This is a genomic window from Niallia sp. MER 6 (assembly GCF_023714395.1).
Classification (GTDB): domain Bacteria; phylum Bacillota; class Bacilli; order Bacillales; family Cytobacillaceae; genus Niallia.
Window position 1 is genome coordinate 1 of the sequence record NZ_JAMAUK010000056.1, and the last position, 13,336, is coordinate 13,336.

General features: G+C 35.5%; 14 protein-coding genes and 1 pseudogene. 9 read left to right on the plus strand and 6 right to left on the minus strand.

All coding sequences use genetic code 11. The features are described from left to right. Positions 1 to 979: 979 nt before the first annotated feature. The 3 genes from M3600_RS27320 to rpsN all read left to right on the plus strand — a co-directional run bounded on the left by M3600_RS27320 (position 980) and on the right by rpsN (position 2,676). Positions 980 to 2,164 (plus strand): GTP-binding protein, encoded by a 1,185-nt coding sequence (locus M3600_RS27320; protein ID WP_251648330.1) that lies wholly within the window; start codon positions 980 to 982, stop codon positions 2,162 to 2,164. Positions 2,165 to 2,185: 21 nt separating this feature from the next. After that, a complete protein-coding gene (gene rpmG, locus M3600_RS27325; RefSeq protein ID WP_251648332.1) occupies positions 2,186 to 2,335 on the plus strand; it encodes a 50S ribosomal protein L33 in 150 nt (49 codons plus the stop codon). A gap of 65 nt (positions 2,336 to 2,400) precedes the next feature. Beyond that, the gene (gene rpsN / locus M3600_RS27330) at positions 2,401 to 2,676 is read left to right on the plus strand and encodes a 30S ribosomal protein S14 (protein ID WP_311315988.1); all 276 of its coding nucleotides are present in this window, start codon (positions 2,401 to 2,403) and stop codon (positions 2,674 to 2,676) included. A 69-nt stretch (positions 2,677 to 2,745) separates the two neighbouring features. On the opposite strand, the gene M3600_RS27335 is transcribed toward rpsN, so the two are convergent. The 4 genes and pseudogenes from M3600_RS27335 to M3600_RS27355 all read right to left on the minus strand — a co-directional run bounded on the left by M3600_RS27335 (position 2,746) and on the right by M3600_RS27355 (position 6,403). Next, positions 2,746 to 4,026 (minus strand): nucleoside recognition domain-containing protein, encoded by a 1,281-nt coding sequence (locus M3600_RS27335; protein WP_251648337.1) that lies wholly within the window; start codon positions 4,024 to 4,026, stop codon positions 2,746 to 2,748. Then, a complete protein-coding gene (locus M3600_RS27340; RefSeq protein WP_251648339.1) occupies positions 4,016 to 4,411 on the minus strand; it encodes a GTPase domain-containing protein in 396 nt (131 codons plus the stop codon). Before M3600_RS27340 ends, M3600_RS27335 begins: the two co-directional genes overlap by 11 nt. Continuing rightward, a pseudogene (locus M3600_RS29135) lies at positions 4,405 to 5,504 on the minus strand (NAD(P)/FAD-dependent oxidoreductase). Before M3600_RS29135 ends, M3600_RS27340 begins: the two are co-directional and overlap by 7 nt. Positions 5,505 to 5,827: 323 nt before the next feature. Beyond that, a complete protein-coding gene (locus M3600_RS27355) occupies positions 5,828 to 6,403 on the minus strand; it encodes a TetR/AcrR family transcriptional regulator (RefSeq protein ID WP_251648343.1) in 576 nt (191 codons plus the stop codon). A 178-nt stretch (positions 6,404 to 6,581) separates the two neighbouring features. Here M3600_RS27355 and M3600_RS27360 point away from each other — a divergent pair, with 178 nt between their 5' ends. Beyond that, a complete protein-coding gene (locus M3600_RS27360; protein WP_251648345.1) occupies positions 6,582 to 7,802 on the plus strand; it encodes an MFS transporter in 1,221 nt (406 codons plus the stop codon). Between the two features lie 229 nt (positions 7,803 to 8,031). Then, positions 8,032 to 8,544, plus strand: coding sequence for a DoxX family protein (locus tag M3600_RS27365; protein ID WP_237943791.1), 513 nt, complete (start codon positions 8,032 to 8,034; stop codon positions 8,542 to 8,544). Positions 8,545 to 8,628: 84 nt separating this feature from the next. Here M3600_RS27365 and istB read toward each other — a convergent pair whose 3' ends face one another. Both istB and istA read right to left on the minus strand, forming a co-directional pair. Beyond that, the gene (istB, locus tag M3600_RS27370) at positions 8,629 to 9,381 is read right to left on the minus strand and encodes an IS21-like element helper ATPase IstB (protein ID WP_251648348.1); all 753 of its coding nucleotides are present in this window, start codon (positions 9,379 to 9,381) and stop codon (positions 8,629 to 8,631) included. Then, positions 9,378 to 10,580 carry an IS21 family transposase gene (gene istA / locus M3600_RS27375; RefSeq protein WP_251648350.1) on the minus strand — a complete coding sequence of 401 codons (1,203 nt, stop codon included), beginning with the start codon at positions 10,578 to 10,580 and terminating at the stop codon, positions 9,378 to 9,380. The genes istB and istA overlap by 4 nt, the downstream gene beginning before the upstream one ends. Positions 10,581 to 10,835: 255 nt before the next feature. On the opposite strand from istA, the gene M3600_RS27380 reads away from it, so the two are divergent. The 4 genes from M3600_RS27380 (at position 10,836) to M3600_RS27395 (ending at position 13,126) form a co-directional block, all read left to right on the plus strand. Then, entirely contained in the window at positions 10,836 to 11,393 is a 558-nt protein-coding gene (locus M3600_RS27380; RefSeq protein WP_237943793.1) for a hypothetical protein, read from the plus strand. Between the two features lie 264 nt (positions 11,394 to 11,657). Beyond that, on the plus strand, positions 11,658 to 12,086 hold the full coding sequence (locus M3600_RS27385; protein ID WP_251648351.1) for a hypothetical protein: 429 nt from the start codon (positions 11,658 to 11,660) through the stop codon (positions 12,084 to 12,086). 242 nt (positions 12,087 to 12,328) lie between these two features. Continuing rightward, positions 12,329 to 12,514: a hypothetical protein gene (locus tag M3600_RS27390; protein WP_237943797.1), complete on the plus strand. Its 186-nt coding sequence runs from the start codon at positions 12,329 to 12,331 to the stop codon at positions 12,512 to 12,514. 285 nt (positions 12,515 to 12,799) lie between these two features. Further along, positions 12,800 to 13,126 carry a hypothetical protein gene (locus tag M3600_RS27395; RefSeq protein WP_233317188.1) on the plus strand — a complete coding sequence of 109 codons (327 nt, stop codon included), beginning with the start codon at positions 12,800 to 12,802 and terminating at the stop codon, positions 13,124 to 13,126. Positions 13,127 to 13,336: the final 210 nt, after the last annotated feature.

Genomic DNA, 13,336 nt, shown 5'->3' on the forward strand with positions numbered 1-13,336 from the left:
AAAAAGCATCCTAACTAGTGTTGTGGTAAAAGCAACACCGCCTGTTTAGGTACATATACACCAAAGGTGTATAGAACGTAACAGGATGGGGTAATGACATACCCCTTAACTAAAGGCTAGTTCAAAGTAGAAATGAATTGCGAACGCAATAGCACTTTAGAATCCCATTGCTATAGCTGTGGGAGTGTCAAAGGTTCAAGATAATTTAGAAAAATTGAAGTATGTAAAAGGAAACTTAGCTCCTTTACAAAAAAGGCTCACTGAAATGGAGGAAGAATTAAAATCACTTAATCAGATGTTAAGTAAAGCTTAAAAGAATGTAAGTTCCAAGATTAACGAAGGTAATTACAAAGCCATCCCTTTTTACAAGTGGATGGCTTTTACAGTAATAAGATAATGTCAGAACTCAGCTCTTATCCTTAATGATCTGATTGCGGTCTTCCATTTGAGGCGGTTCTTCAAACTATCCGTGCTTAATTTTAATTTTACTGCCTTCTTGAGCGGAAAAATATCCATCTTTTGCAAGCATAGTCGACTTCATTGAAAGATCATTTCTTAAACGAAAGAAAGCACTCAAATAATGAAGTTTCTAAAAATATTATTTGGGAGAATTACGACAGAAACTTATGGAGTGGAGTTAGTATAGTGGAAGATGGCAGTTCAAGTAATAAGATTACGTTACACTTCACACAAATTTATTATTACTGAAAATAAAATAGTAGAGTCAGAATTATATTTATTGGATGAAGCTGACTAGTTCTATATGAATCCAGCAGCCAGCTGGTAGTGCAAGACGATATATAAAAGGTACAGAAGTAATTTGGTCATAAGTCGTTTTATACCTGTTATATTCGTTTATACATTATTGATTAACAGGTAGAAGAATTAAATTATCTAAAATGTAAATCGTAATTATTGCGATTTACATAATATCCGAGTATAATGCAATAGTAGTTGTTATTGTAAGGAGTGAAAATTTTTGAGTAATAAAAAAATCCCGGTAACGGTATTAAGCGGATATCTTGGTTCAGGTAAGACAACTCTGCTTAATCATATTTTATCTAATAGAGAAAATCTTAAAGTTGCTGTTATCGTAAATGATATGAGTGAAATTAATGTTGATGCATCATTGGTGAAGCAGGGAGGATTTTCGAGAACAGACGAGAAGCTGGTAGAAATGCAAAATGGCTGTATATGCTGCACACTTCGCGAGGATTTAATAATAGAAGTGGAAAAACTCGCCCAAAACGGTGATATTGATTATATTATAATTGAATCCAGCGGTATTAGTGAGCCAATCCCGGTTGCGCAAACATTTACATATGTGGATGAGAGTATGGGGATTGATCTAACTGAATTTTGTAGACTGGACACTATGGTAACGGTAGTAGATGCTAATCGGTTTTGGCATGATTATGGTTCAGGGGAAAGCTTGCTGGATCGTAAACAAGCTGATGATGAACTGGATGTTCGAGAAGTAGCTGATCTGCTAATAGATCAAATAGAATTTGCCGACGTTATCTTACTGAACAAAATGGATTTAATTTCAAAAGAAAATCAAGAAAAATTAACAGCAATCATTAAACAATTTAACCCTGAAGCGAAAATATACAGAAGTGAATTTTCACAAGTTCCACTCGATAAAGTGTTAAATTCAGGCCTTTTTGATTTTGAAGCTGCTATCCAAAGTGCAGGTTGGATGAAAGAACTTAATGAGGAACATATTCCTGAAACAGAAGAATATGGAATATCTTCTTTTGTATATCGGAGAAAGAAGCCGTTTCATCCAGTAAGACTAATGGCTTGGATTGAAACATGGCCAGCAGAAGTGGTACGTGCTAAAGGGTTTATATGGCTAGCGACTAGGAATAATGATTCTGGGCTGTTATCACAAGCAGGCACATCTTTATCGATTCAAGGAGCTGGGAAATGGGTAGCTACATACCCGGATACGGAAATTAACCAAATTCTAGAGGAAGATGCTGTGCTGCAAAAAAGATGGGATCCTGTGCATGGTGACCGAATGACAGAGTTAGTTTTGATTGGCATTGGAATGGATCAAAAGCAACTAGAAAATGATTTAGATAAGTGCCTTCTTACAGAGATAGAAATGACTAAAGATTGGACCAAATTTTTAGACCCATTTCCATCATTTAACGTCTAATAAAAGAATCAGGGAACAAAAATGAGAGTGAATATTACATTGGCATGTACAGAAACAGGAGACAGAAACTATATTACTACAAAAAACACACGAAATAATCCAGATAGAATAGAATTAATGAAATATTGCCCACGTTTAAAAAGACGAACTTTGCATAGAGAAACAAAATAAGTATTGATTAATTATAGTTATAGTTTTTAAATCGTAATAGTTTCGATTTATAAAAGGAGGTTAAAATAAGTGGCAAAAAAAAATCTAAAGTAGTAAAAGAGAAAAAACGGCAAGCTATGGTGGAAAAGTACGCAGCTATTCGGATCGAATTAAAGGAAAAAGGTGATTATGAAGGACTTAGAAAACTTCCGAGAGATTCCTCTCCAACACGCCTAAAAAACAGATGTGAAGTTACTGGCAGACCTAGAGGGTACTTAAGAAAATTTAAAATGTCCCGCATTGCCTTCAGAGAGTATCCTCATAAAGGGCAAATTCCAGGTGTTAAGAAAGCAAGTTGGTAATAAGTTAATAACCAGAGGAATGCCCCCCTATTTTTGGAGTAGGGGGGCATTTATCATGTTGTACAGTTTTTATATAAAGTGAATGATATGATTACCCGCTACTAAGCATAATCCAAGTAAAATCGCTGTTAGTGATTGTTGACCTATAAGTTTAAAAGCTTGTATGAATCCTAACTCTTTCCATATTGTAGCCAAGGTTACGACACATGATGTCAATGTAGAGGCTAAAAACACTAATAAGAATAATTGGAAATTAGTAAGGATAAAAAACAGCGCGCCATTTCCTTCATTTAAAATAAGGATTCCATCTTTTCTTATTATTGAAAAAGCCAAAGCTGCTGCGCCTTCTACTGGCAAATGGAAAAGTTGTAATAAAGGATGAAACAGTAAAGCAATAAACGAAATGATATTCATATATTGCAACAGACTAGCAGTAATGCAAATAATTAGAAAAATAGGCATTGCCTGCTTAAAAAATTGCGCTAAGTCACTACTTACTTGAAGCTTTATCGTTTTTAATTTTGGTTTTTGAATAAAGGCTTTTCGAGTAATAGTTGATGGAGGGAATGATTGCTTTTTAAACCACAGATAATTGTGAATGATACCCCCTGTAAGTAACAGGAAAATATAGGGAAAGAAAAGCCAAACAGCATGGGCTGAATTAAGTATCGATAAAGTTGCACCAATTTGATAACTGCATGCAGACCCAAAAGAGATAAACGAGATACATTGGGACCTGTTGCAAGTATGACAACCTCTGCTTTGAAGGACTGCAACAACATTACAGCCAAACCCAGTGATGATCGGTAGTATATCTCTGCCAGTTAAACCAATTTTATATAACATTGGTTCCAATGTATCTACTATGCGATCCTTTATGCCGGATTCTTCTGTCATTGCTTTACTGCAGCTAATCATCAACACAACTGGAAAGGCCAAAATAAAGGAATAAATTCCGAGTGTTAATAGTCCATAGTTCCCTACGAAAATTTCTTTAATAATGCTGGGAGCACTAGTAAAGAATAGTGTAAGTTGACTGAGTATATACTTTTCAATCAACGGCTGTAACAAGTTAGAAAACTGGTATGCGACGATAACAGGAAATAAAAACATGGCTACTAAACTTAATAAAGCAACGAAGCTTTTGCCAAAGTAACTTTTTTCAAAAAACAGAGTAGGAGGGTCTACTTTAGAAATCGGTAAGTTTATAAGTTCCTTTAGTTGTGATTGATTTATCGTATCATTTTCCTTTAAACACTCTTTAAATAAGTTAACAGTATCCTTTTCTACTTTTCGGGTATCTACAATAAAGATAGGCAGCTTTTTTCTTGTTATTTGTTTAAGAAGCAAAACTCTTACCTTCAGGAGACATTTTATCTGAAAAGGTAACAAATAAAAGAATCATTTTGGTTGCTTTTTCAATATAAGGAAACAGCTTTTCCAATTCCTCTGCAAAATGTGTACCTCTTACTACAAGAATAATAGTAGAAGCACTATGTATATCTTCATAAAGTTTTGTCTGTATTAGTGAATTTGCGTTATTAATGCCGGGTGTATCAATTAAGTTTCTATTCACAAAATAAGTACTTTCATTATGGATAGTTGATCCTTTCACATTTGTTTCATTACCTATCGACCTACCAGCTAACTTAGTAAATAAGGTTGATTTTCCAGAAGATTCAAAGCCTAAAATTAATGAATTTAGGCTTTGGGTTTGAATTTTCTCCTCTAACACTCACAATTCACCTCGCAACAAGATAAATCGTCTAAAAACAGATTGTTTTTTCGGTATAAATCAAAAATTTCGGTTGGATATTGGAAATTAGTACGATCAAGTATTTCTTTAACAATCACAGCAAATCTTTGGCGGAATTTATATATATAGCAGAAAATAACCTGCTGATGCCTAACATTTGGTCCTGCTAAAAATACCCCTGCAGTAATAGTAGATTCATCTTTATCTGTTAATTTAGGCAACTGTTCATTTTCCCACTCAAAAAGAGAATAAATTTGTTTAACACCAGGAATAAAACCAGCAGCTAAAATTGGTCGGGTTTTTGAAACATGAGTAGTTCCATCAGACAAATATAATACATAGTCATCATCTCTTTTAGAGATTTTTAAAACCTCTACATCAAGCAGTTCTAACCGACCTGTCTCATCAGCAATTTCTAATCTTTCCTTTGTAAAAGGAGACAAGGATTTACTCGGATCAGCCTCAACATTGTCCCATGGAGCACTTCTAGAAATGACTGTAACATTCTTTTCATTTGCTGTAAGATGATAGGCAGCATCTATTCCGCTTTCGTATCCGCCTATAACGTGAATTCATCTCCTTGCAAGTTATCCCACGATTTAACTAAACTGTTATGAAGAGCAAGCTCCGCACCCTCAAAGGGTTTTAAATTAGGTGTTTGATATTCACCTGTTGCCCAAACTAAAAAAGGTGCTTCTATCATTTGCTTGTCTGTATATAACAGAAATTTATTATTATTCTTAACTACTTTATCAACATAAGCCTTCTTTATTGGCAATTTATAGTGGTGAGCTAATAATTGAAGATAATCTGCATATTCATTGCCTGTTAAGTGTTCTTTCCCGAAAGTAAACGCTGGAGAAGTTTCAGGAGTCAGGGCATTCAAATCTAACATCCCGAATCCATGCCCTGTAAAGGAAGGGGTAATCAGCTTCATTTCCTTTGGCCATTTTCGAAAACTGGCACCAATTTCTTCCTTTTCTAAAATCACAAAGTCCTCAAAGTTCATTTTCTTTAATAAGATACCTAAGCCAATTCCAGATGGCCCTGCACCTACAATAACTAATTTCATTGAAAAGTCATCTCCTGATTATATATAAGAGAGCAAATTTAATATAGATTGCCTCGAATGTTATGTAAATAGTAATGATTACGATTTGTAGCATAAATTAATATAAATCGTATTCATTACGTTTTATATTAAGTATTTTAAAAAAATAAGTTAACTAATTATTTCTAATTATTTTAAAAAGCTAAGGAGTTTTAATAGAGTTGGCTAAGGTAGATAGGATGTGAGCAATCGTTAAAAGTTAGAAAGGGGGAGGACCGCTATTAAGTTGGACCTCCAGTGTTATGAGTTTGCTTATGTACATTGTTCTTACAATAAACTACAACTTAAGAACGAATTCCTGCAAAGGCGTTTTCTACTAAATGCTGGACATATGTCTCATCCAATGTATCTCCAGTTACAAGCAATCGATAAAAAATCGGCCCATAAATGAGATCAATGCATATGGCAATGTCGAGTCCTTCTTTCAATTCTCCTTGTGCGATTGCCTGCTCCAAAAGACCTCTTGCCTCCAGTCGGCGAGGGCGAAAAAAACGAGTTCGATAGGCTTCTGCCAATCCTGAATCAAACTGTCCTTCACCTAGTAACTGCGTTATGATTGTCCCTTCTCGACTAGTTAAAAAATTGGTTAAGTTAGTAGCGTGAATGACAATATTATCTAATGCTGAACCGGTATCAGGCACAGGCAACCTAGCAGTGGCAGCATCTAGGAAACTCTCCATTATTACAGCAGCCTTATTCGGACACCACTTGTAAATCGTTGCCTTGCTGACTTGAGCACGCTCGGCTATTTTATCAACCGTAACGGCTTGGAAGCCGTTTTCTAATAATAATTCATAAGAAGCGGAAAGAATAGCCTTATGTGTTTCCACATTGCGGGGCCGGCCTCTTTTTCCATTCATGAAGATCTTCCTTTCATTCATTAAATTCTATAAAGAACTATACGTTCAGTATATTATTTAATCATTAATTAATGAACTAAACGTTTAGTATTTAAAATTAAAAGGAGAGGAACTAAAACCAAGTTCCAAAAGAAGTAGCAGGAATGAATAAAACCATATTCTATAAGGAGTTGTTTGAATGTCTATTTTTAAATCTCAATCAATGGAAAAAAATATCCCGTCGTGGTTAACCATACTAATAGCTGCAGCATGCGGTATTATTGTTGCTAATCTCTACTATGCACAGCCACTAGTGGGAATCATCAGTGAGTCCATCGGATTGTCTGCAACCAGTGCTGGTTTGATTGTAACTTTAACACAGTTTGGTTATGTTATAGGTTTGTTATTTATAGTGCCTTTAGGTGATATTATGGAGAACCGAAAATTAGTTTTTTTCGCGCTGCTTCTCACCGGGATAGCCCTTGCCATCACTTCAGTAACAAAGCAGGAGGCCCCATTTTTAGCAGCTTCCTTTTTCATCGGTTTAGGATCAGTCGCAGCACAAGTACTTGTGCCTTTTGCATCATACCTTGCATCCGATTCTTCTCGAGGCCGTGTTGTCGGCAATGTGATGAGCGGTTTGTTACTAGGCATAATGCTTGCCCGTCCATTATCAAGCTTGGTAGCTGACTATTTTGGCTGGAATTTTGTTTTCGCTTTTTCTGCAGCAGCAGTAATGCTTTTGGCTTTCGTACTATTAAAGGTACTGCCAGAAAGAAAACCTACTACAAACACAAGCTATAAAGCTTTGCTCAGTTCGATGTGGTATTTGCTGAAAACAACACCAATATTAAGACGAAGAGCTGCTTATCATGCATTTGTCTTTGCGTCATTTATTTTATTTTGGACAACAGTGCCAATGTTTTTAGCAGGTCCAACATTTGATTTTTCACAAAAAGAGATTGCACTATTTGCACTTGTCGGTGTAGCAGGTGCAATTGCTGCACCAATAGCTGGGCGGTTGGCAGATAGGGGGTGGACCAGACCAGCAACAGGAGTGGCACTCGCCACCGTCATCATCTCCCTGCTGTTGCCGCTGCAGATTCATACTGGTTCCAATACAGGAATAGTTATACTCGTCGTTTCTGCGATTCTATTGGATGCAGGTGTATCGGCAAATCTTGTTCTTGGACAGCGCACTCTCTTCTCATTAAGTCCAGAAATCCGCAGTCGTTTAAATGGGTTGTTTATGGCTATTTTCTTCTTCGGAGGCGCTATCGGCTCTGCGGTTGGAGGTTTGATATACGCAAAAGGCGGCTGGAGTGCTGTGTTATGGATTGGAGCGGCATTTCCAATTATCGCAATACTTTATTTTGCCACTGAAAAAAAGAAAAAAGACATGTTGCATGCGAGAAAGTGACGCCATCTATTACAGACTTCCTTGTAAGACACAGAAAATCATATAATGAGAATAAAAGAAACCCTTTAAATAAAAAATTCACAGAATATACAAGAGAATATTGCAATTATGTGAAGCTTACTAGTACTTTTTATTCAATAGAAAAAAACATGCTACAATAACAGTGTAGTAAAAACATACAAGATATTGTGAAGTAATGAACAAATGAAAATAGAGGAGCTGGAGTAAAATGTTAGACCTATTAAGAAAAAATAATATCGCAGCAGGTATTCTAGCAGTATTCCGCATTTATCTTGGTTATCAATTTATTCATGCTGGTTATGGAAAAATAGTGGGCGGCAGCTTTGATGCAAGTGGTTTCCTTCAAGGAGCCATTGCTTCTAGCACAGGCGATCATCCTGCAGTACAAGGCTGGTGGGCAGCATTCTTAGAAAACGTTGCATTACCGAATGCCGGTCTGTTCACATTCCTAGTACAATGGGGAGAACTACTTGTAGGTATTGCCTTAATTCTAGGTTTATTCACTAACTTTGCAGCCATTATGGGAATGATAATGAACTTCTCTTTCTTATTCAGCGGTACAGTAAGCACAAATGCACAAATGATTCTTCTTGCAATCTTCGTCGTAGTAGCAGGAGCAAATGCAGGTAAATTCGGATTAGACAGATATACAATGCCTTATCTTAAAAATGTTCTTACAAACAAAACAAATAAAAGAAAAAAAGATGCAGCAGTTGTATAAGTAAAATGATAGTAAAGAAGTCAGTGTCAAGGCTGATTAAAACTTCCTCAAAATCGCCGGTTTAAAATTCCCCAGAAGGACATTTCAGTCCTTCTGTTTTTGCGTACTCAAGTGCTTCTCTTTTAGTCTGTAACTATCACCTTTCAAGTTAAAGATACGAGAGTGATGCAAGAGGCGATCTAACATCGCTGTTGCAATTATCGGATCTCCAACCATTTCTCCCCATTCTCCAAAGCCTTTATTGGATGTAAGGATGATAGAGCCACGTTCATATCTTCTTGATATAACTTGGAACAAATAGTGTGCACTTTGCGTATCAAGGTTCAGATAACCAATTTCGTCGATAATTAAAACCGAAGGTTTAATAAAGGAAACTATTTTCTTCTCCAGTTTTTCCTGCTGTTCTGCTTTTCTTAGCTGGGATACTAGCTCGCTCATTGTAATAAAATGGGTTTTCATTCCTTTTGAGATTGCCTCCATACCAATAGCTACTGCAAGATGTGTCTTCCCAATACCAGGAGGACCTAAAAAAATTAAATTTTCTTTGTTATCGAGGAAGGAAAGATTCATTAATTCTCTAATTCTTCTTTCATCCATGTCCACTTGGGCTGTAAAATCAAATTGATCTATCGTTTTTCGGTAAGGAAACCTCGCAAACTTCAGCAGGGTTTTCTTCATTCTTTCCTGTTTTTCATTGATTTCTAGCTCTAGAAGGCTGAATAAAAACTGTGAATATGGTACATTATCTTTAGACGCTTGTTCGGCCAGTTCGGACCATCGGTCCGCAATAACGGGCAAGTTTAATTTTTGGCTATACTCCTTTATCTCTTTTTTCATGATGATTCACCCCTAGTGAATTCATCATAGACGGATAAGGGGCGTGTATCTACTTCCAAGGAAACAGGCTGTGGGGCGCCAACCACGACAGTTTGTTTCCTTGTTATTTTTTCGGAGAAGGGAATAACTTTTTTCCGTCGCTGTAGCTTACTAATTTCTTCTCCCTGATAAAATATCCTAATTAAACCCTCCAGAGATTCTTTTATCAATATTTCTTTTCCAGCGTACTTAGAGGATAGAATCCAACTTTCTCCCTTATAGGAGAAGCTTCCGTCCCAATGAACTTTCCTAAAGGAAATATAACTTGTATCATATTCTTTCTTCTCATTTATTGGATGAAGCTTTTCCTCTGTCCATTTTTCTTGTGGAGAATAGCCGGTTGTTTCATTTCTCTTTCGGTTACCAACAGTATCCAGCCATCTCATTAAAAGTTGGTTCAATTCTTCCACACTATTAAACTTTGTCCCCACATAAAAATGATTCATAATGTACTGAATAGCCCTTTCCACTTTTCCTTTTGTTTGGGCTCTGTATGGGCGGCAGGCTTTTGGAATAAATCCATAGTAAGAGGCGAATTCTGCAAATCTTTTATTCCATTTAATGACCCCTTGATCACGTCCATCTGTGACAGTCCTCCTATTATCAAACAAGATAGTAGAAGGTATCCCACCCAGATATTTAAAACTGTTAATTAGACCTTGCATGACATGTTCCTGATCCTGGGATAAAGTAAAAAGAGCGTACTTCATTCGCGAATAGCCTAAGATGGCAACAAACATGGAAAGCTTCCTTTTTTCTCCGTTCAAAATGACTTCTCCGACCTCTTTCCAATCGACCTGCATCTGTTCACCCGGAAGGGTTTCATAACGGACAGTATATTTCTTTTTTGCTTGTTCTCGATATGGCTGCATATAATCCTTTAATATCGTTTTGCCACCTTGATATCCAAGCAACTTGATCTCGAGAAGCAGTTTCTCTGCATTAAATACCCGATCCTCTAGCATCCTCCTATTGATATAATCCTTAAATTCATCAAGTTTACTGCTTCTATTTCTTTTCCTAGCAGTGGGGATGGTTTCGGACATTATGTATTTTTTAACCGTCTTGCGGTCCATCTTCAGCTCATTGGCGATATCAGTAATACTCATTCCTCTTTGGTACATTTCTTTAATCATAAAAAATTCCCCTCTTGTCTTCACGAACCATAGCTCCTCTCAACAAACTATGGTTCTATTTTAGATGGGGAATTTTATTCCGGCTATATTGAGGATTTTAACATCGGCTTTAACAGTCAGGCAACGATGTCTGGTTTTTTTTGTATCTTTTTTTAAGCTAATAATAATTAATTAGAACGCTTTTTTGGCTATGTAATTGAAATAATTCTTTCTATAAAATAGAAATAAATTGAAAGGAGGCTGCAATGAATACTAAATGGAAATGGGTCGCTTGCATTTTTGGTGTGTTTAACATTTGCTGTTATTTTCATACCAGTTGGATTGAAGAAAGATCAGAAACGAACAATTTATGATATAAACAGGATTCGTGCAGAAGAAACTTTTAATCAGGAAGAAAAGGAATATATCGTGTATTTTTGGCAGAAAACTTGTTCTTCTTGTAAAGAAATAGAACAAACAGTATTAGAGTATAGGGAAAAGTATCCCCTTTATATTGCCGATATGGAAAATGATAATAATAAAGCTGCTTGGTATGATTGGGAACAGTATCATAAAGAATACGACAAGGTTATTGGCGAGGTTAAAAATTGCAAAGAAATAATAAATGGACATGTGAATATGGATGAATTCTTGTATGATCGTGAGGTTGAGTGGTCCATTGAATTAACAGAGGATGAAAGGATAGTAGCTGTTCATAACACACCACTTGGTAATACAAAACCGATTGTGAGTGCAGAAATAGAAATTACAGGTACACCGACTATGATAAAAGTTAAAGAAGGAAGAACGGAAGAATTTAGTGTTGGGACTATCGAAGCTTTAGATTTATTGAAGTGAAGGACTTATATTTATTACTAATTCTTCCAGTGTTATGGCTATTAATTGAACTTTTCTATTAATTCAATTAATTTGAAATAGATATTGATATACTTTGTTAGAAGCCAAATAAATGGAGGTATATCAATGAAAAAAATGAAAAAACTAATTGTATTAGTGGTAATTATATTATGTTTTGGGGCTGCTTAACCTAAATATAATCAAAGTGTTTCTGCGGAATCAATCGTAAGCGCTTCAAGTGACGAAAATGATTTATTAGGTATTATGGAAGAAATAACTGATGAGCAATTTAATAGTAGTGTACAAGCAATAAATGATGGGATTACTATTGAAAATGGAGTGTACAAGTTTGACAAAAACCTAGTTAAAGATACAACCTTAACTGAAAAGGAGATTGAAAATATTGATGCATTATTTTCAAACTTTCTTACTCAAGGGGAAATTGCTGAAATTGATAAGGTTGACGATAAATTAGCAAAAGACGACATTAAAAAGAATGGTAGAGCTATACCAGCTGTACTACTAGCAGCAGCTACAACAGTTGCTGCATTTGTTGCCCTTGCTATTATTGTGAATATAATAAATGATTTGTATAAACTTTCAATGTCAGGATATTGTAGTAAATGGAAAAAGTATTATCAGATCAAAAAGGCTTGTAAACAATTAGGATATTTAAAAAGATTATCCCTATAATTATAATTATTGGTTTTGGGGCTACTACCTTAGGAGTGTTGTTTTTTGGAATTTACTTTTTCTTAAAGTATTTCAAAAATTTTTGGAAAGAATGAAATTTATAAATAACGTAAACGAAAGAACTTTTGCAACTACGTACTGTAGTTTAATTTAAAACTTTACCTAATAAACCCAACAGTCTTCAAACTGTTAAGTTCGAAAACTGCTGGGTTTATATTGTAATAAAAAAGGAGGATTTAAACTTGAAGTCTAAAGTCACTTTTCCTAATTTTCTCAATATATTAAGTTCATCTATCTTTGCGATTTTCTCTATCTCTTTTAAAAGGGAAGATTTTAGCCATAGAGTTTTTAAAATGGATACGGTTGCCTCAATAATGGGAATCAATATAATTTCTGTTAGCCTTTGTCTTCTGAACATAGTTGGTTAACTCATAGGTTTTTTTATGCTGTGTTAAATATAATGAATATATACTCAACAATTGTAGTTTAATCATTTTAAGGTTATAAAGGGCAGCATTCCTGATTAATTAAAACTAGCTTATGGCAGAAACGGGGCAGCATTCCTTTAATAAATGAAGAGAACCTTTCTTGTGTCACAAACATGGCAGTTATGTTGAAGAAGGATTTTTCTATGTCTTGGCGAATTTTTGGTTCAATAGCACAAGAACGAGTTGCCATTTAAGTAGCAATTTTTAGGGAGAGTAGATGTTGACATGAATCAATTATATTTGTCATTAAATGAAGCTGGATTGATTTTTAAGGGGCAAGCAGCACTTGCTCAAGAGGAGGTTGATTACATTTTGCTTGAAACCTATGAGAACGGAACAACAAATTCAGTGGATGTGAATACATTCGAAACGCTTTTTGGGGATGCAAAAGGTAATCCGACCTATGAAGCCTTGTCAGGAACTCATACTTTTAAATTGGGAGATGAAAATTACACAATGACTGCTGAGGAAATGGGCTATCAAAAGTATTTCGACCAATGGAAAGAAAAAGGATTGTTTAAATCTTTGTCGACTAACAGGAGAAAGATTTAATCAGCAAGAGTTATCATCTGGTTGGTACTACATCACTACATCGGCAACATTCCTGTAATACATGAAAACTTAGCTTATGGAAGAAACGTGGCAGCATTCCTGTAATAAGTGAAAATGCGATTTGAAAGAAAAAAGACCTCTTGATAAGATAAATGTGTCCTAAGCTGGCCAGCTAAAAGGGACAAAATATCTACTCGGAGGTCTCACTAT

Excerpts from the sequence above, each read along its gene's own strand:
- rpmG (WP_251648332.1), top strand. The coding sequence starts at position 2,186 with ATGAGAGTGAATATTACATTGGCATGTACAGAAACAGGAGACAGAAAC.
- M3600_RS27355 (WP_251648343.1), bottom strand. The coding sequence starts at position 6,403 with ATGAATGGAAAAAGAGGCCGGCCCCGCAATGTGGAAACACATAAGGCT.
- M3600_RS27360 (WP_251648345.1), top strand. The coding sequence starts at position 6,582 with ATGTCTATTTTTAAATCTCAATCAATGGAAAAAAATATCCCGTCGTGG.
- M3600_RS27365 (WP_237943791.1), top strand. The coding sequence starts at position 8,032 with ATGTTAGACCTATTAAGAAAAAATAATATCGCAGCAGGTATTCTAGCA.
- istB (WP_251648348.1), bottom strand. The coding sequence starts at position 9,381 with ATGAAAAAAGAGATAAAGGAGTATAGCCAAAAATTAAACTTGCCCGTT.
- M3600_RS27385 (WP_251648351.1), top strand. The coding sequence starts at position 11,658 with ATGGAAGAAATAACTGATGAGCAATTTAATAGTAGTGTACAAGCAATA.
- M3600_RS27395 (WP_233317188.1), top strand. The coding sequence starts at position 12,800 with ATGAATCAATTATATTTGTCATTAAATGAAGCTGGATTGATTTTTAAG.